The sequence below is a fragment of the Ralstonia pickettii genome (genome assembly GCF_016466415.2).
GTDB classification, from domain to species: Bacteria; Pseudomonadota; Gammaproteobacteria; order Burkholderiales; family Burkholderiaceae; genus Ralstonia; species Ralstonia pickettii.
On sequence record NZ_CP066771.1, the window covers coordinates 2,846,411 to 2,866,847 of the forward strand.

Annotated in this window: 19 protein-coding genes; 3 read left to right on the plus strand and 16 right to left on the minus strand. The window is 63.9% G+C overall.

Going from position 1 to position 20,437, the window contains the following annotated elements; all coding sequences use genetic code 11:
* Positions 1–103: 103 nt before the first annotated feature.
* The 8 genes from RP6297_RS13440 to pilM all read right to left on the minus strand — a co-directional run bounded on the left by RP6297_RS13440 (position 104) and on the right by pilM (position 8,183).
* A complete protein-coding gene (locus RP6297_RS13440; RefSeq protein ID WP_009241923.1) occupies positions 104–1,270 on the minus strand; it encodes a deoxyguanosinetriphosphate triphosphohydrolase in 1,167 nt (388 codons plus the stop codon).
* 19 nt (positions 1,271–1,289) lie between these two features.
* Positions 1,290–2,396, minus strand: a complete 1,107-nt coding sequence (gene aroB, locus RP6297_RS13445) for a 3-dehydroquinate synthase (protein WP_009241922.1) — start codon at positions 2,394–2,396, stop codon at positions 1,290–1,292.
* Positions 2,393–2,965 carry a shikimate kinase gene (locus tag RP6297_RS13450; protein ID WP_171924780.1) on the minus strand — a complete coding sequence of 191 codons (573 nt, stop codon included), beginning with the start codon at positions 2,963–2,965 and terminating at the stop codon, positions 2,393–2,395. The genes aroB and RP6297_RS13450 overlap by 4 nt, the downstream gene beginning before the upstream one ends.
* Positions 2,966–3,103: 138 nt before the next feature.
* The gene (pilQ, locus tag RP6297_RS13455; RefSeq protein WP_009277662.1) at positions 3,104–5,263 is read right to left on the minus strand and encodes a temperature dependent type IV pilus secretin PilQ; all 2,160 of its coding nucleotides are present in this window, start codon (positions 5,261–5,263) and stop codon (positions 3,104–3,106) included.
* Positions 5,264–5,265: 2 nt separating this feature from the next.
* Entirely contained in the window at positions 5,266–5,811 is a 546-nt protein-coding gene (locus RP6297_RS13460) for a pilus assembly protein PilP (protein ID WP_009241919.1), read from the minus strand.
* Entirely contained in the window at positions 5,808–6,467 is a 660-nt protein-coding gene (locus RP6297_RS13465) for a type IV pilus inner membrane component PilO (protein WP_009241918.1), read from the minus strand. The genes RP6297_RS13460 and RP6297_RS13465 overlap by 4 nt, the downstream gene beginning before the upstream one ends.
* A 2-nt stretch (positions 6,468–6,469) precedes the next feature.
* Positions 6,470–7,102: a PilN domain-containing protein gene (locus RP6297_RS13470; RefSeq protein ID WP_009241917.1), complete on the minus strand. Its 633-nt coding sequence runs from the start codon at positions 7,100–7,102 to the stop codon at positions 6,470–6,472.
* A 10-nt stretch (positions 7,103–7,112) separates the two neighbouring features.
* A complete protein-coding gene (pilM, locus tag RP6297_RS13475; protein WP_024542181.1) occupies positions 7,113–8,183 on the minus strand; it encodes a type IV pilus biogenesis protein PilM in 1,071 nt (356 codons plus the stop codon).
* 450 nt (positions 8,184–8,633) lie between these two features.
* On the opposite strand from pilM, the gene RP6297_RS13480 reads away from it, so the two are divergent.
* Positions 8,634–11,048, plus strand: coding sequence for a penicillin-binding protein 1A (locus RP6297_RS13480; protein ID WP_009241916.1), 2,415 nt, complete (start codon positions 8,634–8,636; stop codon positions 11,046–11,048).
* Between the two features lie 67 nt (positions 11,049–11,115).
* Here RP6297_RS13480 and cyaY read toward each other — a convergent pair whose 3' ends face one another.
* Positions 11,116–11,460 carry an iron donor protein CyaY gene (gene cyaY / locus RP6297_RS13485; protein WP_009241915.1) on the minus strand — a complete coding sequence of 115 codons (345 nt, stop codon included), beginning with the start codon at positions 11,458–11,460 and terminating at the stop codon, positions 11,116–11,118.
* A gap of 136 nt (positions 11,461–11,596) precedes the next feature.
* Here cyaY and lptM point away from each other — a divergent pair, with 136 nt between their 5' ends.
* Both lptM and lysA read left to right on the plus strand, forming a co-directional pair.
* Positions 11,597–11,830: an LPS translocon maturation chaperone LptM gene (lptM, locus tag RP6297_RS13490; protein ID WP_009241914.1), complete on the plus strand. Its 234-nt coding sequence runs from the start codon at positions 11,597–11,599 to the stop codon at positions 11,828–11,830.
* A gap of 63 nt (positions 11,831–11,893) precedes the next feature.
* Positions 11,894–13,153 (plus strand): diaminopimelate decarboxylase, encoded by a 1,260-nt coding sequence (lysA, locus tag RP6297_RS13495; protein ID WP_009277659.1) that lies wholly within the window; start codon positions 11,894–11,896, stop codon positions 13,151–13,153.
* A 63-nt stretch (positions 13,154–13,216) separates the two neighbouring features.
* Here the strand turns inward: lysA and msrQ are convergent, their stop codons facing one another.
* The 7 genes from msrQ to RP6297_RS13530 all read right to left on the minus strand — a co-directional run bounded on the left by msrQ (position 13,217) and on the right by RP6297_RS13530 (position 20,376).
* Positions 13,217–13,873: a protein-methionine-sulfoxide reductase heme-binding subunit MsrQ gene (msrQ, locus tag RP6297_RS13500; RefSeq protein WP_009241912.1), complete on the minus strand. Its 657-nt coding sequence runs from the start codon at positions 13,871–13,873 to the stop codon at positions 13,217–13,219.
* A gap of 7 nt (positions 13,874–13,880) precedes the next feature.
* Positions 13,881–14,876 (minus strand): protein-methionine-sulfoxide reductase catalytic subunit MsrP, encoded by a 996-nt coding sequence (gene msrP / locus RP6297_RS13505; protein ID WP_009241911.1) that lies wholly within the window; start codon positions 14,874–14,876, stop codon positions 13,881–13,883.
* A 95-nt stretch (positions 14,877–14,971) separates the two neighbouring features.
* Positions 14,972–15,832: an anti-sigma factor family protein gene (locus tag RP6297_RS13510; RefSeq protein ID WP_009241910.1), complete on the minus strand. Its 861-nt coding sequence runs from the start codon at positions 15,830–15,832 to the stop codon at positions 14,972–14,974.
* Positions 15,833–15,840: 8 nt separating this feature from the next.
* The gene (locus tag RP6297_RS13515; protein ID WP_009241909.1) at positions 15,841–16,413 is read right to left on the minus strand and encodes an RNA polymerase sigma factor; all 573 of its coding nucleotides are present in this window, start codon (positions 16,411–16,413) and stop codon (positions 15,841–15,843) included.
* A gap of 25 nt (positions 16,414–16,438) precedes the next feature.
* Positions 16,439–16,867: a COG4315 family predicted lipoprotein gene (locus RP6297_RS13520; protein ID WP_004634529.1), complete on the minus strand. Its 429-nt coding sequence runs from the start codon at positions 16,865–16,867 to the stop codon at positions 16,439–16,441.
* Positions 16,868–16,973: 106 nt separating this feature from the next.
* Positions 16,974–18,161, minus strand: a complete 1,188-nt coding sequence (gene ccsB, locus RP6297_RS13525; RefSeq protein ID WP_009241908.1) for a c-type cytochrome biogenesis protein CcsB — start codon at positions 18,159–18,161, stop codon at positions 16,974–16,976.
* A 7-nt stretch (positions 18,162–18,168) separates the two neighbouring features.
* Positions 18,169–20,376 (minus strand): cytochrome c biogenesis protein ResB, encoded by a 2,208-nt coding sequence (locus RP6297_RS13530; protein WP_009241907.1) that lies wholly within the window; start codon positions 20,374–20,376, stop codon positions 18,169–18,171.
* Positions 20,377–20,437: the final 61 nt, after the last annotated feature.

Sequence of the window (20,437 nt, forward strand, 5' to 3'; positions counted from 1 at the left end):
TGCGTTGGGGCGGCCGGGCATTTTTTTTGGGCGCTCGGTTCAGATCAGCTGCCTGATGGTCGGGGAGTGGGCAAGCGAGTAGCCGCCCCGCCGACGCCGTCGCTCAAACTGCATCCACCGCAAAGATGCGGCGATGCTCCTTGATGGCGTAACGATCCGTCATGCCGGCGATGTAATGCGCAATCCAGCGCGGCTGCTCGTCGGGGTTGGCTTTCGCCTGGTACTGCGGTGGCAGCAGGCGCGGGTCGTCCATGAACGCGCGGAACAGATCGTCGATGATGCGGCGCGCTTTGGCGGACATGCGCATCACAAGATAGTGCCGATACAGGTTATCGAACAGAAAGCGCTTGAGCACGCGCGCCTCTTCATGCATCGCTGCAGAGAACGCGACGAGCGCCGGCGCGGCACGCACATCGTCGATACACTGCGGCGCAACTTCAGCAATGCCGGCACGCGTGGTGCCGATCAGATCGACGATCAACGCGTTGATGATGCGACGAATCGTTTCGTTGATCAGGCGCCGGCCGCTGACGTTCGGGAACGCCGCCTCGGCTTCGCGCCGATGGATGGCCCACAGCGGCACGTCTTCTAGTTGCTCCAACGTGATCAGGCCGGAACGCAAACCATCGTCGATATCGTGGTTGTTGTACGCGACCTCATCGGCGAGATTGGCAAGCTGCGCTTCCAGCGACGGCTGTTGCCCTTCGAGAAAACGGCGGCCCAAGTCACCGAGCGTGGCCGCGTTGTTGCGCGAGCAATGTTTGAGAATACCCTCGCGCGTTTCGAAGGTCAGGTTCAAACCATCAAAACCGCCGTAGCGCTCCTCCAGCCGATCGACAACCAGCAAGCTCTGCAGATTGTGTTCGAAGCCTCCGTATGGCTTCATGCAATCGTTGAGTGCGTCCTGCCCCGCATGACCGAACGGCGTGTGGCCCAGATCGTGCGCCAGCGAAACCGCTTCGACCAAGTCTTCGTTCAGGCGCAGGCTGCGCGCAATCGAACGGGCAATCTGCGCGACCTCGAGGCTGTGCGTGAGCCGGGTCCGGAACAGGTCGCCCTCGTGGTTCACAAAGACCTGCGTCTTGTATTCGAGCCGGCGGAAAGCGGTGCTGTGGATGATGCGATCGCGGTCACGCTGGAACTCGGTGCGCGATGTGGATGGCGGCTCGGCGTGTACGCGGCCGCGCGTCTGCGCCGAATGCGCGGCGTAGGGAGCGAGAGGGCCTTCGAGATCGAACGGCGCGGACGGCACATCAAATCGGTCGTTCATCGGGCCCTCTCGTCTCGTATCAGGCGATGGGTGCTTCGGTCGGTGGTCGCAGCACGGCGTGCTGCAAGGTGGCGCGCAAGTCCGCGTCGGGCACCGCGGTCACGAACGCCTGGCCCAGCTTGCGCAGCAGCACGAACTTGATCTCGCCGGCTTCGGCCTTCTTGTCGACGCGCATCAGGTCGATGAAGCGATCAACGCCGAGGTCCGGCGCCACCGTCGGCAGGTTCGCCGCACGCGTGAGCGCGGTGATGCGGTTGCGCGTGTCGATGTCGATAAAGCCCAGTCGATGCGACAGATCCGCCGCCATCACCATGCCACAGCCGACGGCTTCGCCGTGCAGCCATTCGCCGTAGCCCAGGCCGGCCTCGATGGCGTGGCCAAAGGTGTGACCAAAATTGAGGGTGGCACGCAGGCCGGTTTCCCGCTCATCCTGTGCCACGACTGCGGCCTTGATGCGCACCGAGCCACGCACGGCTTCGGCCATCAGGTCGGTATCGCAATCGTTGAGACCCTTGATGTTCTGTTCGATCCAGGCGAAGTAATCGGCATCGGCAATTGCGCCATGCTTGATGACCTCGGCCATACCGGCCGCCAGCTCTCGGGCAGGCAACGTGCGCAGCGTATCGATATCGGCCAGCACCGCCTGCGGCTGGTGGAACGCGCCGATCATGTTTTTGCCCAGCGGGTGGTTGATGCCCGTCTTGCCGCCCACCGAGGAATCGACTTGTGAGAGCAGCGTCGTCGGCACCTGGATGAACGGCACGCCGCGCATGTAGCAGGCGGCGGCAAAGCCGGTCATGTCGCCGACAACGCCGCCGCCCAGCGCGATCAGCGTGGTCTTGCGATCCGCACCCGCCGTCAACAGCGCATCAAAGATGCGGTTGAGCGTGTCCCACTTCTTGAACGATTCCCCATCAGGCAATACAACCGTGTCGACCGCCTTGCCGAGCGAACGAATGGCCGCTTCGACCTTCGCCGCATACAACGGTGCGACGGTCTCGTTGGTGACGATCACGGCACGCGCGCCGCGAATATGGGGCGCGAACAACTCGGCCTTGGACAACAGCCCCGAGCCGATATGGATCGGATAGGCGCGATCGCCAAGGTCAACATCAACGGTAATCATGACTGTGGGGAGACTTGCGAGGAGGTGGAAGAGCCTGCGGGCGGAGCCACAATGCCGGCCACTTCGAGTTGCATCAAGACCATATTAACAAGCTGCGCGACGGTGGGCTTGCCGGTTTCGATGACGAAATGCGCCACGTCACGGTACAGCGGATCGCGGATCGCATGCAGCTCCTCCAGCTTGGCGCGCGGGTTCTCTGTCTGCAGCAGCGGCCGGTTCTTGTCGTGGCGCGTGCGCAGATACAGGTCATGCGGATTGGCGCGCAGGTAGATCACCGTGCCACGCTCGCGCAGGAACGCCCGGTTTTCGGCCCGCAACACGGCGCCCCCACCCGTGGCGATGACCACGCCATCGCGCGCGGTCAGCTCGTCGATCATGTGGGTTTCGCGATCGCGAAAACCGACCTCGCCTTCGTGCTCGAAAATGACCGGCACGCGCACGCCGCACCGCGCTTCGATCTCATGGTCGGAGTCGAAGAACGGCAGATCGAGCCGACGCGCCACCGCCCGGCCGACCGTGGTCTTGCCCGCGCCCATCAAGCCGACGAAAAATACGTTCGAAACAGACAAAATCACGTGAAATCAGGAATTTGAGCCTGATTGTAGTGGCATTTGGTCACCATCCTGCACAAACCCCGCCGCAGGACACAAAAAAGCCCGGCGCTCCATTCAGGAGGCCGGGCCTTTTTATCGAAACGCCGCCGTGGGTTACTTCAGCGACAGTTGATCGGACAGCACACGCGGCGTCAGGAAGACCAGCAGCTCGGTGCGGTTGTTAATCTTGCTCGTGCTCTTGAACAGATTGCCGAGCACCGGAATGTCGCCTAGAAGCGGCACCTTGTTGATGTCGGTCCGCTCGTTCTGCGTGTAGATACCGCCGATCACGACCGTGCCGCCATTCTCGACCAGCACCTGCGTCTGCACGTGCTTGGTGTCAATGGCGAAGCCGTTGGTGGTCTGGATACCTACGCTGTCCTTGTTGACGTCCACATCCAGGAAGATGTTGCCGTCCGGCGTGATCTTGGGCGTCACTTCCAGCTTCAGGTTGGCCTTCTTGAACGACACCGAAGTCGCACCGGAAGACGTCGCCTGCTGGTACGGAATCTCAGTACCTTGCTCGATCAGCGCCTTGATGTTGTCGGCAGTGACCACGCGCGGGCTGGAGACGATCTTGCCGCGGCCGTCAGCTTCCAGCGCAGACAGCTCCAGCGCCAGGAAGCGGCCGGCACCGGCGTTAAACAGGCTCACGGCCACGCTGGCTGCGTTCACGCCGTTGATGCCATTGGCGGGGAAGCTGATCGCCGGGCTGTTGTCCCACGTGGCACCCTGCGTAATCGGCGACACCACGTTGGTGTAGGTATTGCCGTAACCAGCGCCATTCGTCTTCGACGCGAAGCCCAGCTTCGCACCCAAGTTGCGGCTGAACGTGTCGTCCGCCTCGACGATGCGCGCCTCGATCATCACCTGGCGAACCGGGATGTCGATCTTCAAGAGGAAGGCCTGCACCTCTTCAAGCTTGCTCGGGATGTCGGAGACGAACAGTTGATTCGTCCGCGTATCCGCGGTGAGCGAGCCGCGCTTGGACAGGATCCGGGAAGTCGCGACACCGCCAGCGACACCGCCTGCCCCACCCGCGGCGCCGGCACCCAGCAGCATGTTGCGCACATCCCCAGCGCTTTGGTAGTTCAGGCGGAACACCTGGCTGCGCAGTGGCTCCAGCTCGGTCACTTGCTGCTGCGACTCAAGCTCGGCCTTTTCCTTCGTGGCCAGCTCACCGCGCGGGGCAACCCACAGGACGTTGCCGTTGCGACGCGATGCCAGCCCCTTCGAATCGAGCACGATCTGCAGTGCCTGATCCCAGGGCACATCTTTCAGGCGCAGCGAAAGGGTGCCCGTCACGCTATCGCTGGTCACGATGTTGAGGTTCGTGAAGTCGGCGAAGACTTGCAGCAGCGAACGCACATCGATGTTCTGGAAGTTCAGCGACAGGCGCTCACCGCGGTAGCCGGGGCCAGAAATCAGCTTGTTCGGGTCTTCCTTGGTCGGACGCACCTCCACCACGAACTGCGTGTCGGTCTGGTACGAGCTGTATTGCCAGTTACCGCGCGGCTCGATGATCAGGCGTGCACCTGTGCCGTTGTCGGTGGCACGCATGGCCTGCACCGGCGTGCCGAAATCGCTCACGTCATAGCGACGGCGCAGCGACTGTGGCAGCGTCGCACCGACGAAGTCCACGACGAGGTTCTGGCCTTGCTGGGCGATGTTGATCGCCGAGTTGGCAGTCGACAGGTCGACCACCACGCGGCCAGCAAGGTCCTCGCCACGGCGGAAATCAACATTGCGCACCGCCGGGCGCTCAGCGCCCGCGACGGGTGCCGGGGCCGAGAATGTCGGCGCCGCGACAGCCGCCGCCACTGGCGCAGCTTCCAGCGTCAGTACGTACTGGTTGCCACGCACCTCCGACTTGTATTGCGTCTGGCGCGATAGATCGAGCACGACGCGGGTACGGTCGCCGATCTGCACGACGTTCGCCGAACGCAGCAGCTTGCCGCCGTACTGGTAATTGGCGCGGCCCTGCGCGAAGCTGGCCCCGAAGAAGTCGATGGCGATACGCGCAGGCTGCTGCGTGCTGAACTCCACCGGTTTCTGCGTCGGCGCGCTCTTGAGCGTGACCGTCACCACGGTGGATTCACCGGCCGTGGCCTGCTCCACCTTTTCGATCGTGTTGCCGGAGACGGCCGCCGCAGGCGCTGCCTGCTGGGCGACCGCCTGACCGGCCACCATGAACAGGCACAGCGAAAGCCATGCCACCGCGCCCCCCCGGGCCACTCGGGCTGCCTGCGACAGGCCGCCCTTCACAAGACGCATCGTCATTGCGCGCTCTCCTGAACTTTCAGGGTCGTCATTTTTTCTTTCCATTCGGTCGTGCCTTCGCGCACCAGCTCACGCAGGGTGAGTTCCTGGTCTCCGATGCGGAGGATGCGACCATAGTTTTGTCCGATGTACTGCCCCACATGCACATGCTGCGTCTTGTCCCCGACAGACACGACGGCTTCCGTCTCGCCATTGCGCTTCATCGTCCCGACCAGCTTGAAGGCTTCCAGCGGATAGTCTTCCAGCGGCTCGCGACGGCGATTCGGTTCCGGCGATTCGTTTTGCGCGCGCGAAAGTTCTGCCACCTTTTGCACACTGAACGGATCAGTCTGCTTGGTGGTCGTGTATTCGCGCGGCGCGTAAGGCTTGGGTTCGGGCAGCGGCGGCACGGTCGTACTGACGCTCTGGCGCGCTTGCTGCATCCATTGCTGCAATTCATCGTCTTCGCTCGCGCCGCAGGCCGTCAGCACGACGGCCAGGCACAGCGGCGACAGACGCAGAACATGCGACATGCGGCGACGGCTCATGGTGCGGCCCCTCATTTGGCGCCTCCCTTGGCGGCGGCGTTCGCCTTGCGCTGCGCGGCCTGCTCATCGGCATCGAGTGCCCGGTAGGCCTCAGCGCGCGTTTCCATCACCATGCCGCCATCCTTGGTGCCCGTCAGGGAGATGTTCTGCAGCGTGACGATGCGCGACAGCGCCGCCACGTCGGCCGCAAACAGCGCCATGTCGTGATAGCGGCCATTTACCTTCACCGCCACCGGGATCTCGGCGTAGTAAGGCTTGACCACTGCGCCAGACGGACGGAACAGGTCGAAGGTCAGGCCACGCGCGATACCGGCGTGGTTGACGTCGGCCAGCAGCGCATCCATCTCGGTCTTGTTGGGCAGTTGCAGTTCGAGCTTGGCGACACGCTGCTCGACCTCAGCCTTCTGCTTGCGCAGCGCTTCCAGATTCACTACTTGCGCAAGCTTGCTCTGGTATGCCGACTTGAGGTTGGCCTGTTCGGTGCGCTTGGCGTCGCGCTCGTCGAACTTGCCGCTCCAATACAACTGCCAGCCCAGGCCGATCACCAGCACGGCAGAGAGAATCATGAACAGGATGCGCGGCGCGATCGGCCACGTTTCCGGCTCGTTCAGGTTCAGGCCACGGAACTGGCTGACCAGGTCTTCCAACGAAATTTCGGTCGAGAGCGCCATGGTTATTTCCCCGCCGTGGCCGCACCCGGCTTGGCCGGCGTCGCCGGTTCGGCCTTCCACTGGAAGCGGATCGTGAAGTTGAACAGGCGACGCTGTTCCTTCAGGTTATTCGTCATGGTGGTGGCCACCGATTCGCCCAGTTCGGCATGATCGAGCCAGGGCACCGCGCCCAGGTTGCGCAGCAGGTCCGACACGCGCTCGTTCGACTGCGCCACGCCCGACACGGTGTAACGCTCGCCTTCCTGCTTGAGCGAGGTGAGATAGATCCCGTCGGGCACCTGGCGCACCAGCTCTTCAAGCAACTGGACCGGGCGGTTGCGCTGGTTTTGCAGGCCTTCTACCGCTTGCTGACGCTGCAGCAGATCGTCGATGTCCTTCTTGAGGGTGTTGACCTCGGTGATCTGCTTGTCCATCTCCGCGTTCTTCTGCGTGAGGATGTCGTTGATGCGTTGCGCCTCTTCCGTCTGGTGATCGATCACCATGCCGCCGAGGAACACCACCACCGCGCCCGCAACGGCCGCGCCGCCCAGGCTCATGAAGACTTTCTTGCGCTTGCCGGCGCGTCGCTCTGCGTGATACGGCAGCAGGTTGACGTTCGGGAGCGCATTCACGGCATTCGCGCTTTCATTGGCCATCGTCAGCTCCTTATTGCAGCCCGCGCAGGGCAAGGCCCGCGCTGACGATGTAGGCCGGCAGATCGCGCTGCAGATAGCGCGCGTTGACGTTCTTGGCCGCGCCCATGTTGGCGAACGGGTTGGCCAGCGTCGTATTGATCTGCGTCTGCTGCTGGATGGCGGTTTGTACGCCCAGCAGCGATGCGTGACCGCCCGAGAGCACGATCTCGTCCACGCGGCCGACGCTCGAGGTCGACAGGAAATTCTGGATGGCCTGACCGACTTCCATGGCCAGCGTCTCGAGCGAGGGCTTGAGCAGCTGACTGCGGTATTCGTCGGGCAGCGTGTTCTTGCGCTTCTTCACCTCGGCCTTGAGCAGATCGAGGGAAAACAGACGCGAGATGCTCTGCGTGAGCTGGTCGCCCGAGCCGGACATCGGCTGCTCGTACAGTTCCTTCCAGCCTTGGTAGAACAGTGCGTGCGAGCGCGCACCACCCAAGTGGAACATTGCCACGACGGGCATGTCGCGCGTTTCAATTTCGCTGGCGTCCGGCTTGACGGCCAGCATGTGCGTCATGGCGCGCTGGATGGCGTTTTCTTCCACGTCCATGACGATCGCTTTCAGACCGGCCATCTCGGCGGCGGTCACGCGCTCGGTCACACGCTCGGACACCGTTGCCGTGACGCGCACGCCGATCCCGCCTTCGGTTTCGGACGGACCGATCACGACATAGTCGAAATTGACGTTCTGCGAGGGCGGAAACAGCCGGTTGGCTTCGCTCTCGACCTGCACAAAGAGTTCGTCTTCGGTCAGGTTGTCGGGCAGGCTGACGGTTTGCGATTCCGTCAGGCTTGCGGGAATGGCAAGCACGGCTTCCTTACCGCGAATGCCGGCCTTGGCGATGGCGCGCTTGAGCGCATTGCCCACCGCATCGATATTCACCAGATTGCCGTCAGCGACGGCACTGCGTTCAATCAGCTCGCTGGCGCATTTTTCGAGACGGAAATCCCCCTGCTTGCCGTTGGCGGACAACTCCACCACCTTGACGCTGGAAGACCCGATATCTATCCCGACGATATTGCGGCGCAGCAGGCCGGACAACAAACCCCGTCGCACAGAGACACCCCACCGTTTATAGTTTTTGAACCCTGGCGCCCATCGCAAATCCAACGTGCGCCATAGCCTGCTTAGATTTGCTGCTGGATTCTCACAAAATCCTTTAGAACAGGCAAACGCTCAGGCAGACCGCGACGCATTTCGCGCCATGCCCTTCCGAAAGCGTTGTCAAAACCCCACGGTCGGGGGATACCCCTTTCGTCTGACTTGATTTCCGCTCCGCCTACTTCTAACGGCGGATTCGTAGCCGCCTTGAATCGCGGGACTCCGGATGCACAATCAGCACGCCAACCGAGCATGACGCGGCGCACAAGTGCGGTCTGGTTGGCAGACGTGACACTCGTTACGTGCTGTTACGTCCGATGCGGCCGGACTCCGGAAGCCCCAACGATATAATCGCCGCCACGCTGACTGACACCCCCGGTGCCCACCGTAATGGCTACTGCCCAAACCACCCCAGCCTCGCCCAAGCCGCCCAAAGCCCGCCGCCCGCTGTGGGCGCGCCTGCTTCTCTGGATGCTCGGCCTGTTCGTTGCCATGGGGGTCGTCGGGGCGCTGCTGCTGGGCTATGCCCTGCTCGTCGCCGCGCCCAACCTGCCGTCGCTCGACGCCATCACCGATTACCGCCCGAAGATTCCGCTTCGCGTCTACACCGCCGACAACGTCCTCATCGGCGAATTCGGTGAGGAGCGCCGCAGCTTCGTGCCAATCACGCAAATGCCCGACGTGATGAAGCGCGCGGTCCTGGCGATCGAAGACGACCGCTTCTACGAGCACGGCGGCGTCGACTTCATCGGCGTCCTGCGCGCGGGCCTGGCGAACCTGCATGGCGGCCTGTCGCAAGGCGCGTCGACCATCACGATGCAGGTGGCGCGCAACTTCTTCCTGTCGAGCGAGAAGACGTACACGCGCAAGATTTACGAGATCTTGCTCTCGTACAAGATCGAGGCGAGCCTGACAAAGGATCAGATCCTCGAGCTGTACATGAACCAGATTTACCTGGGCCAGCGCGCGTACGGTTTCGCGAGCGCAGAGCAGATCTACTTCGGCAAGAACATCAAGGACATTACGCTCGCAGAAGCCGCCATGCTGGCCGGCCTGCCCAAGGCGCCATCAGCGTACAACCCGGTGGTGAACCCGAAGCGCGCCAAGGTGCGTCAGGAGTACATCCTGCAGCGCATGCGCGACCTGCACTACATCACCCCGGAACAGTACACCCAGGCCGTCAACGAGCAATTGCCGGTGCGCGGCGAAGGCCATGAATTCGACGTGCACGCCGAATACGTCGCCGAAATGGTGCGCCAGCTCATGTACGCGCAATACCGCGAAGAAACCTACACGCGCGGGCTGAACGTCTACACCACGCTGCGCAAGTCCGACCAGGACGTGGCCTATCAATCAGTGCGCCGCGGCATTCTCGATTACGAGCGCCGTCACGGCTATCGCGGCCCTGAAGCGTTCATCGACCTGCCCTCCGATGCAGAGGAGCGTGAACAGGCCATCGACGACGCCCTGCTGGAACACCCGAACAGCGACGATCTGCAATCGGCCGTGGTGGTGAGCGTGACACCCAAGCTGGTGCGCGCGACGATGCTGACCGGTGAGACGATCGACTTGGCCGGCGACGGCCTGCGCTTTGCACAGGCGGCCCTGTCGAACAATGCACAGCCCAAGATCAAGCTGCGCCCGGGCGCGGTGATCCGCGTGATCGAGGACACGAAGACGCAGAAGTGGTCGATCACGCAACTGCCGGAAGTGGCCTCGGGTTTCATCTCGCTGGATCCGCAGACGGGCGCGATCTACTCGATGGTGGGTGGCTTCGATTTCAACCGCAGCAAGTTCAACCACGTCACGCAGGCGTGGCGCCAGCCGGGTTCGAGCTTCAAGCCGTTCATCTACTCGGCGGCGGTGGACAAGGGTTTCTCGCCGTCTACCGTCATCAACGACGCGCCGCTCTCGATCCCGACCGGCGACACGGGCGGCCAGGTGTGGGAGCCGAAGAACTACGGCGGCGGCTATGACGGCCCGATGACGATGCGCCGCGCGCTGCAGAAATCGAAGAACCTGGTGTCGGTGCGCATCCTGCGCGCCATCGGTACGCAGTACGCGCAGCAGTACATCACGCGCTTCGGGTTCGATGCCGATCGGCACCCCGCCTATCTGCCCATGGCGCTGGGCGCCGGTTCCGTGACGATGTTGCAGATGGCGAGCGGCTACTCGGTGTTCGCCAACGGCGGCTATCGCGTGAACCCCTACATCATCGATCGCGTGGTGGATGCGCGCGGCACGGTCGTGCAGCAAAGCCACCCGATGACCGCCGGCAAAGACGCCGTGCGCGTGATTGATCCGCGCAACGACTTCATCATGGATTCGCTGCTGCGCAGCGTGGTGTCGAACGGCACGGGCTACCAGGCCAAGGTCAAGCTGGGCCGCAACGACATGGCTGGCAAGACCGGGACCACCAACGATTCGTTCGACGCCTGGTTCTGCGGCTATACGCCCAAGCTGGTCGGCGTGGCCTGGATGGGTTACGACAACCCGCGCAGCCTGGGGGATCGCGAAACGGGTGGCGGCCTGGCCCTGCCCATCTGGATCAACTACATGAGCTACGCGCTCAAGGGCGAGCCCCAGACCGAGCGCCAGCCGCCCGAAGGCGTCGTACAGATGGCGGGCGACTGGGCCTACGAGGAATACGCCAATGGCCAGGGCGTGGCTTCGGTGGGTCTGGGCGATGCGATGCCGGGGGCCTCCGCGCCGGGCGGCGATCAGCCGCAACAGCCTGGCATCAACCTCGCGCCGACGCAGGAACAGGAGAAACAGAAGATTCTCGACATGTTCCGCGGCAATTGAGCGTCGCGCCCACGAAAAAGCCGCCCTTCGAGGCGGCTTTTCTTTTTGTCATGCGACAACGCTGCGCTCAGCCGGCGGCCAATGTCACATCCACATCGCTTTGCTGGCTGATATAGCGAGAGAGCGCCACATAGAGCTCTTCCTTGCTGCGCGTGTCGACCCAGCGGCCGTCGTCGCCCCGGCGGAAGTGGAAACCGCCGGCACGCGCTGCCACCCACAGCTCCTGCATCGGCGCCTGGCTGTTGATGATGATCTTGGAGCCATCGTCGAATTCGAGCGTCAGCACGTTACCGGTGCGATTGACCTCGATGTCGGCATCCGCCTCGTCGGCAGCCGTTTCGACGATGCTTTCGATGCGGGTGAGTTCCGCTTCGGCCAGTGCCAGGAACTCCGATTCGCTCAGGGGGGGCATGCTACACTCCAAAATCTTGCGCGGACGTTGCGTGGCGGCCGTTTCCGGGCCGTCCTGACCAGCAGGCGCCTCGTCCCATATGACTCCGATCGCCGCAAGGGTCACACCCTGGGCATCCTTTCTGCACCATCATCCGATGATACGAACCGCCGCCATTGTAGCCACTGTCGGCCTGACCCTGACGGTCGCAGGCCTATCCGGCTGCGGGATTCGCGGGCCGCTGTACATGCCCAAGGTGCCGCCGGCGCCAACCGCGCCGCAAACCACCGACCCCGGCATCGCCGGCCCGAACGCCGTGCCGCAGCCCCCGGTTCCGGGCGCCAAACCCGCAGCCGCAGATGCGGCCAGCGCGGTACCCACGAACCGCTAATCCCGTCTTTTTGCTCAACCGGCGACGCCCTTATCCGGGGCGACGCCCAGAATGCTCCCACTCATGTCCGAGTCCCTGATCCGCCAGGAAGGCGCGCTGATGATCGAAGGCGTCGCGCTCGACGCGATTGCCGCGCAGTTCGGCACGCCCACCTACGTGTACTCGCGCGCCGCCCTCACTGCCAACTATCGCGCCTACGCCGCCGCATGCGAGGGCCGCAACGCGCATGTGCAGTACGCCATGAAAGCCAACTCGAACCTGGCCGTGCTGCAGGTATTCGCCCAGCTTGGCGCAGGCTTTGACATCGTGTCCGCCGGCGAACTCAAGCGTGTGCTGGCCGCCGGTGCGCCGGCCGCGAAGGTGGTGTTCTCGGGCGTGGGCAAGAGCGCGGACGAAATGCGATTCGCCCTGAAAGTGGGCGTGGCGTGCTTCAACGTGGAGTCGATCCCCGAGCTGCACCGGCTGAATGACGTGGCCGCATCGATGGGCAAGGTCGCGCCCGTGTCGCTGCGCATCAACCCGGACGTGGATGCCAAAACGCATCCGTATATCTCGACGGGCCTGAAGGGCAACAAGTTCGGCGTGGCGTTTGACGAAGTGCTGCCGACCTACCGCGCAGCCGCTGCGATGCCGAACCTGCGCGTGGTCGGCATCGACTGCCATATCGGCTCGCAGATCACCGAGGTATCGCCGTATCTGGATGCGCTGGACAAGGTGCTCGACGTGGTGACGCAGCTCGACGCCGAGGGCATCCGCCTCGCGCACATCGATGTGGGCGGCGGTCTGGGTATCACGTACACGGACGAGACGCCGCCGGACATCACGGCCTTCGCGCGCACGCTGCTGGACCGCGTCGAGCAGCGCGGTTTTGGCGATCGCACCGTGCTGTTCGAGCCGGGCCGGTCGCTGGTGGGCAACGCCGGCCTGCTGCTCACGCGCGTCGAATACCTCAAGCCCGGCGCGAGCAAGAACTTCTGCATCGTGGATGCGGCCATGAATGACCTGGCCCGCCCGGCGATGTACGAGGCGTATCACCACATCGTGCCGGTGCGCGAAAGCCAAAGCGCGCCGGTCGTCTACGACGTGGTGGGCCCGGTGTGCGAATCCGGCGACTGGCTGGGCCGCGACCGTTCGCTGGCGGTGCAGCCTGGCGATGTGCTCGCGATCCTGTCGGCGGGCGCGTACGGCTTCACGATGAGTTCGAACTACAACACGCGCAATCGCGCGGCCGAGGTCATCGTCGATGGCGACAAAGTCCACTTGGCACGCGAGCGCGAGTGCTTCGAAGACTTGATCCGCGGCGAGCATCTGTTCCCGGCATAAGCCCGCATCGCAAAAAGAAAAAGCCGACGCGCAAACGTCGGCTTTTTTTCGGCGCGATCGGCATCAATCGCGGGCTGGCATCGCAGCTCCGGTGATCGCACTGCGCTGCGAGCGCCACGCCCACCAGACCCGCAGGCCCAGCAGCACCGCCATCACTGCGGCGTAGATCGACACCTCGGCAAAGTCATGCTTGCCGGCCTTGTGCCACCAGTAATGCAGGATGCCCAGCACACCGGTCACATAGACCAGCCGGTGAAGCCACTGCCAGCGCTTGCCGCCGAGCCTGCGCACCATCGCGTTGGTCGACGTGGCGGCCAGCGGGATCATCAGCACGAACGCCGCAAAGCCGACGGTGATGAAGGGCCGCTTGACGATGTCCTTGAGCATCGATGCCGGATCGAGCCCGCGATCCACCAGCAACCAGATCAGGAAGTGGATCGTGCCGTAGAAGAACGTGTACAGCCCGAGCATACGACGAAGCCGGATCAGCCAGTTCATGCCCGTGATGCGGCGCAGCGGCGTGATGGCCAGCGTGCAGCACAGCAGCACCAGCGTCCACGTGCCGGTCGAGCGCGTGACGAACTCCAGAGGGTTGGCCCCGAACTGGTCTGTCGCGCCCAGGAAGACGATGCGCAGGAACGGCAGCAGCGCCACGATCCATGCGATCGCCTTCACCACACGCAATGGCTTGGGCGCCAACATCGGTGGCAGCAATGTCATGTCGGCCTCAAAAGTTTTTACGCAGGTCCATGCCCGCGTACAGCGGCGCGACCTGTTCGTAGCCATTGAACATCAGCGTCTTGTGCTTGGGCGCGAATAGGCCACCGAAGCCGCCTTTGTCCTCGCCGATGCGGCGCTCGGTGGCCTGGCTCCAGCGCGGGTGATCGACAGTCGGGTTCACATTGGAATAAAAACCGTATTCGTTGGCCGCGGCAAGGTTCCAGCTCGTCGGCGGCTGCTTGTCGACAAAGCGGATCTTGACGATGGACTTCGCGCTCTTGAAGCCATACTTCCACGGCAGGACCACGCGCACGGGCGCACCGTTCTGGTTCGGTAGCACCTGGCCGTAGAGGCCGAAGGTGAGCAGCGCCAAAGGATGCATCGCCTCGTCCAGTCGCAGGCCTTCGCTATACGGCCAATCCAGCACGGGGCTGCTGATGCCGGGCATCTGCCGCTTGTCGGCCAGCGAGATGAACTGGATGTACTTGGCGCTGCCCTGGGGCTCCACCCGCTTGATCAACTCGGCCAAGGGGAAGCCCACCCACGGAATCACCATCGACCAGCCCTCGACGCAACGCAGGCGGTAGACACGCTCTTCCATCGGCGCGAGCTTCATCAGGTCGTCCAGGTCGTAGGTTTTGGGGGTTTTCACCAAACCCTCCACGCTGACTTGCCAGGGGTGCGGGCGCAGCGTGCCGGCATAGCGCGCCGGGTCGGCCTTGTCGGTGCCGAATTCGTAGAAGTTGTTGTACGTGGTGACCTGGTCGTACGGGGTGGCCTTTTCCACAGTCGTGTACGCCGGATTCGGCTTGCCAGGCAACTTGGCGAGTGGCGGGTTGGCGGCAAAGGCTTCGCGCGACGCCCAAGGCGCCAGCGTTGCACCCGCAGCGCCCATGGCAGCAGCGGCCAAAAAGCGGCGGCGCTGCTCGAAGATGTGCTGCGGCGTGATCTCGCTGGCGGGGATGTCGTCGCCACGCAGCCAGCGGTCAGTCTTAATCAACATGATTCGGGGTCCTCGTTGTGCGGGAACGCTGTCCCATGTGCGTTGGTCGTTCCAGCGCTGCCGACCTGACAACGCATGGCGAAAAAAATGTAGCGCTATTCCTTGCGCGGCGCCGGGCCGGTGAATTCGCTGTACTGCCGAAACACGACCCGCGCCACTTCCAGCAACTGCGCCCGCGCAAGCGGGCCAGCGACTGCAAACCCAAGGCCGTGATCCGCCCAATAGAACGCCATCGGCGGCGGGTGATCGACGGCGGGATGGATCGCCTGCAGCACACGGTTGTCGGGGGCGAGCGTCTCCAGCCGGAAGCCGGTATCGCGATTGCTCGGCATGCGCCGCAACTGCACGGAGATGCGCGTGCCGCCGGGCCCCTCATACATCAGCATGGCCGTGGGCGCATCGGCCACGACCGTCTGCCGTCCGCCGATGAGCCGGTAACCCAGCGATCTTAGATTAGGCACATGCAACTGGGCGTCAAGCCGCCGCGACAACCAGGTGACCAGATGTGCCTCTTCGTCGGCCGGCACTTCCACAATGTGTTTCGACTCGGGAGCGAAGACGACGTGCGATACGAGTGCGTCATTGGCGAACCGCTGCATGGGCATAGTGCGCTCGACGACACCTCGGCTCAACCAGCCGGCCCCGGACCCGATGGCCAGGCACGCGACGCTCAGCGCCACCACGCCCCAGCCGCGCATCGCGCCAAAGCCGGTCGTCGTTGGCCGGCGTGCCGCCCCGAGGATCGCTGCCGGGATCCGGCGCTGCGGCACCGGTTCATTGAGCAACGGATCGAGCGCGCGGTGCAACTGCGCGTCCGTTTCGCGCCAAGCCGCAACTTCGGCCGCGGCACCCGGGTGCGCGGCAAGATAGGCCTCCACCGCAGCACGGCGTGCCGCAGGCAAGCGGCCGTCGGCATACGCATGGAGGTCGTCGATATGAATGGAATTGGACGACATGGCGAGCCTCACTTCACGCGGTGCAGCGCTGTGCTGCCGCCATCGCCGGATGCCGCAAATGCAGCCGATGCGGCTGGCGCCCCGTCGAGCGCCGCGCGCATCCGCTCACGCGCCCGCGACAGCCGCGACATCACCGTGCCGATCGGCACGCCCAGCACATCGGCGGCTTCCTTGTAGGCGAACTGCTCCAGGCCGACGAGTAGCAATACCGCGCGCTGATCTTCTGGCAGCGTCGCCAGCGCGCGCAGCAGATCGCGGCGCAAACCGGGGTCGTCATCGACGGGAATCTCGGGGGGCGCATCGCTCAGCTCGATTCGGTCGGGCCTGCGCACGGCGTTGAGGTGGAGCCGATGCATGATGGTGAGCAGCCAGGCAAACAATCCGTCGCCCTCGCTTTTCGCGCCGATCTGGCCGAGCGGGCCCAGCCTGGGTCGCAACTGGAAGCGCCAGCGATAACGCCAGGCACGTTCCAGCGTGTCCTGGACGAGGTCGTCGGCGCGGCTGGCGTCACGCACGAGCCCGCGCGCGTGCCGGCGCAGGCGTGGCGTGAGCGCAATCAGCCGGCTGGCCAGATCGGACATAGGGGCGCGAGCGAGGGCGGCGTGCTTACGGCTTGGCGACGTGCCAAACGTTCATGAAGCCGTCGCCAGTCTGGTCGCCCGGCATCTTGTCCTTGGTCCAGAGGTAGAGCGGCTTGCCACGATAGGCCCACTGCTTCTTGCCATCGTCGCGCGTGATGATCGTGTAGTCGCCAGACGGCTTGTCGGCGTCATTGGCGGCCAGCGGCGGCCAGTTCTCGGCGCACTTGCCGTTGCAGGCGCTCTTGCCGGCCGTGGCGTCACGGTCAAACATGTAGAGCGCCATGCCGTGTTGATCCGTCAGCGTGCCGTTGGTCACCTTGACGGCCGACGGCGTGGACGAGGCTCCCATGCCCATGCCGCTGCAGCCGGCCACACCGAATGCGGCGAGCAGCGCGGCGCTGGCCAGCGCGGTGCGCGGATTGAACCATTTCTGGGAAGCTGCGGACTGGCTCATCTTGTTCTCCTTGGATGGAGAGGCGCGCCGATCGCGCCCTCACTGAGCAGTAAACACGCCAGGCGCGTCTTTATTCCAGTCCGCTGAGTTTTTTGTGACTGACGGCTTACAGCTCGCCGTAACTGTGCAGGCCCGAGAGGAACATGTTCACGCCAAGGAAGGCGAACGTCGTCACCAAGAGGCCAATCAGGGCCCACCAGGCCGCCATGCGGCCACGCAGCCCCTTCATCAGGCGCATGTGCAGCCACGCGGCGTAGTTCAGCCAAACGATCAGCGCCCAGGTTTCCTTCGGATCCCAGCTCCAGTAGCCGCCCCATGCGTCAGCCGCCCACAGCGCCCCGAGAATCGTGGCGATGGTGAAGAACGCAAAGCCGACGGTGATGGCCTTGTACATCACGTCGTCCAGCACTTCGAGCGACGGGAGGCGATCGGCCAGCACGCCCCGCTCCTTCAGCAGATAAGCCGCACCGACCATGGCCGACAGGGCGAACGTGCCGTAGCCGATGAAATTGGCCGGTACGTGGATCTTCATCCACCAGCTCTGCAATGCCGGCACCAGCGGCTGGATCTCCTGCGCGCCGCGCGACACCGTGTACCACAGCAGAAAGCCCACCGCCGCCGACACCACCAGCATCACGAAGGGCCCCAGCGCCCGCGTCTTGTAACGCTGCTCGTAGTACAGATAGAACAGCGAGGTGATCAGCGTGAAGAGGATGAACACCTCGTACAGATTCGAGATGGGGATGTGGCCAATGTCTGCGCCGACCAGGTACGACTCGTACCATCGCACCAGCATGCCGGTCAGACCGAGGACCACCGCAGCCCAGCACAGCTTGCTGCCAATGGATCCACCCGCTTCCCAGCGCAGCAGCAGCCCCGTCCAAAAGAACAGGGTAGACAGGAAGATCAGCGCGCTCATCCACAGGATGGCGGACTGGCTGGCAAGGAAATACTTGAGGAAGAAGGCGTGTTCAGCGCGGGCGAGATCCGGCCCATTGGCGCCCGCGTATTGCGAGATGCCGAACAGCGACAACACGGCGATGCCGATCATCAGCACGCGCACCGGCTTCCACGTCCAGCCAAGCCATGCGAAGGCAGGCACGGCGGCAACGAGAATGCCGCGCTCGTAGCCGTCCATGTAGGCGCCGTAGCGCGAGAAGGCGTAACCGGCGCCGGCGGCCAGCATTGCGGCAAACAGCCAGTCAAACCAGCCCAGGCGGCGGAAATACGACGGGCGCTGCAGCGCACCCAGATCAGCGCTCGCCACGGTCGGTTGGGGATTGGTCGCTTCCATCACCTGCTCACTTCGTTGGTTTGGGGTCGACGCTCGCTGCACCAGCGGCATCGGGTGCGGCGGGGGCGCCTGCCGCGGCGCGGATATCGTGCTTGAGGCGCTCGAACTCGCGGTCGAAGTCGAGCGTGCGGCGCATGGTCGACATGGCGGTCAGCACATGTGTGCCGGAGGGGCTTTCGTTGGCCGGACCGGATTGCGGTCTGATCCACAGCCACCAGCGGCGCTCTCGCACGTAAAACATGGAAAACACGCCCAGCACCAGCAGCAACGACCCAAGATACACGATGTTTTTGCCCGGCGCACGCGTGAGCTGGAAGACGCTCGCCTGCACCTGCTGGAAGTCGCTCAACTGCAGATAGACCGGCGCCCCATAGAAGACATTGTCCGACAGCGCGTTGATGGCGCTCTGCAACCACTGGCTGCTCGCGGCATCGACGGTTGGCGCAGGCTGGCCGTCCTGGGCGCGGGCGAGTTGCCACAGTTCCCACATCGAGCTGTTGATGATCTTCATCAGCACATCGGCGGCCTTCTCTCGCTCCCCTTCGGGCACCGACTTCTGCAGGAACGTGGCGACCGCGGCAAAACCACCCTGCCCATCGGCGGAGGCGCCGTCCTTGGCATCGGCAGCGCCGGCAAAGAGGCCGAGCGCGCGACGGGCGCTTTCCATCAACTGGTTGCGCAGTTCCGCGCGCTGCTCGCCGGGCATGGAGAGCAGCGCAAACCGGCGCGCTGCCTCGCCGCGCATCGCTGGATTCTGCAGCGCGGCGCGCAGGCGCATCCAGTCGGCGACGGTGCCTCGCGCATCGGCGGGAATGCGCAGATAGCGGAACGGCTCGTCCGGCTGCGAACGCATGCCGGCCAGGAATACCGATTGCCCGTCCAGCGTGACGGGCAGCATGTAGTTGCTGAACTCGTGTGCCTGGCCGTTGGCGTCGCGCAGCTTGTACTGCACGGAGGGGCCGACGTTGCGCAGATCGCGGTCGCGCGTCATCTTGGTGACGTTGCCAAGCTCCGCGCGCAGACCATTTTCCGCACCGCCCTTCTTGCCGACACCGCGTGCGTCCTGCTTGCCCGAGGCGTCCGTCACCGTTTCCACATTCATCAGGCGGAAGTCGGAGAATTCGACCGTGTAGTCGCCGCCCTTGCCGGTGAGCTTCGAGCTTTGGCCGACGACGCCGGACATGTCGAACGTCTTGGCGTTGTCACCGTGCATCGGATAGCCGATCAACTTCAGTTTCGAGCCACCATCTTCAAAGCTCGACTGATAGATCGCCACGCCGTCATACACAAACGGCTTGTTCACCTCCACGCGCGCAGCGGTCTGCTTGCCGGTGCGGCGGTCGGTCACGACGATGTCGCTGGCGAACAGCTTGGGCATGCCGGTCGAATAATGCTCGACGGTGAACTTCTTGAGCGTGATCGTGAACGGCAGATCCTGGATCAGGGCGCCATCCGCGATGTTCAAAATCGCCGTGCTGACGGTCGAACCTTCCGGCACGAACGCATTACCGCGAAAGCCCGGGTTCGATGTCGACAGCCGATGCTCCGGGCCGATGTCGCTGATCACCGCGTTGCCCTTGATGGACGACTTGCCGCCAAACCACATCTGCGCGCGAATCATCATGTCGCCGTCCAGCAGCCCGCCGATGCAGATCACGACGATGGCCGTGTGCGCCAGGATGTAGCCGATCTTGTTGCCCGCGCCCGCCTTTGCCGTGATGAGCGTGGCCCCACCATCGCGCGCAAACGCCTTGATGCGGAAGCCGCGGTTCTGCGCAAGCGCGGCCAGGCGTGCGGTCACGGTGGCGATATCGACGGGGGAATCAAATTCGTCACGGTGATGGAACGCGCGCAGGCTGCCTTCGCGCACGTTCTCGCGCCAGGCGCGCATGTCGGCCAGCATCTTGGGCGCATTGCGCACGATGCACAGCGACGTCGACACCACCAGGAATGCCAGGATCAACAGAAACCACCACGCGCTATAGACGGTCGGCAGCGTCAGCGATCGGAATACGTCGGCCCAGAACGGCCCGAACTGGTTGACGTAGTTCGGATACGGATCGTTCTGCTTGAGCACGGTGCCGATCACGCTGGCGATGGCGATCACCGTCAGCAGGCTGATCGCAAAACGCATCGACGAGAGCAGCTCGACCGTTTCGCGCAACGCGCGACGGCGGGAGCGGATCTGGACGCCGGAAGTGGAGACCGAAGACATGCGGGGAAAAAACCTGTTCAGAAACGAAAACAGGGTGGCGATGCCAGGCGCATTGCCACCC

Coding starts and splice junctions, on each gene's coding strand:
- RP6297_RS13470 (WP_009241917.1), bottom strand. CDS start 7,102: ATGGCCAATGAAAGCGCGAATGCCGTGAATGCGCTCCCGAACGTCAAC.
- RP6297_RS13530 (WP_009241907.1), bottom strand. CDS start 20,376: ATGTCTTCGGTCTCCACTTCCGGCGTCCAGATCCGCTCCCGCCGTCGC.
- msrQ (WP_009241912.1), bottom strand. CDS start 13,873: ATGACATTGCTGCCACCGATGTTGGCGCCCAAGCCATTGCGTGTGGTG.
- RP6297_RS13460 (WP_009241919.1), bottom strand. CDS start 5,811: ATGAGGGGCCGCACCATGAGCCGTCGCCGCATGTCGCATGTTCTGCGT.
- ccsB (WP_009241908.1), bottom strand. CDS start 18,161: ATGGAAGCGACCAATCCCCAACCGACCGTGGCGAGCGCTGATCTGGGT.
- lysA (WP_009277659.1), top strand. CDS start 11,894: ATGTCCGAGTCCCTGATCCGCCAGGAAGGCGCGCTGATGATCGAAGGC.
- RP6297_RS13520 (WP_004634529.1), bottom strand. CDS start 16,867: ATGAGCCAGTCCGCAGCTTCCCAGAAATGGTTCAATCCGCGCACCGCG.
- cyaY (WP_009241915.1), bottom strand. CDS start 11,460: ATGCCCCCCCTGAGCGAATCGGAGTTCCTGGCACTGGCCGAAGCGGAA.
- pilQ (WP_009277662.1), bottom strand. CDS start 5,263: ATGCGTCTTGTGAAGGGCGGCCTGTCGCAGGCAGCCCGAGTGGCCCGG.
- RP6297_RS13465 (WP_009241918.1), bottom strand. CDS start 6,467: ATGGCGCTCTCGACCGAAATTTCGTTGGAAGACCTGGTCAGCCAGTTC.
- RP6297_RS13440 (WP_009241923.1), bottom strand. CDS start 1,270: ATGAACGACCGATTTGATGTGCCGTCCGCGCCGTTCGATCTCGAAGGC.
- RP6297_RS13480 (WP_009241916.1), top strand. CDS start 8,634: ATGGCTACTGCCCAAACCACCCCAGCCTCGCCCAAGCCGCCCAAAGCC.
- RP6297_RS13510 (WP_009241910.1), bottom strand. CDS start 15,832: ATGTCGTCCAATTCCATTCATATCGACGACCTCCATGCGTATGCCGAC.
- RP6297_RS13515 (WP_009241909.1), bottom strand. CDS start 16,413: ATGTCCGATCTGGCCAGCCGGCTGATTGCGCTCACGCCACGCCTGCGC.
- lptM (WP_009241914.1), top strand. CDS start 11,597: ATGATACGAACCGCCGCCATTGTAGCCACTGTCGGCCTGACCCTGACG.
- msrP (WP_009241911.1), bottom strand. CDS start 14,876: ATGTTGATTAAGACTGACCGCTGGCTGCGTGGCGACGACATCCCCGCC.
- aroB (WP_009241922.1), bottom strand. CDS start 2,396: ATGATTACCGTTGATGTTGACCTTGGCGATCGCGCCTATCCGATCCAT.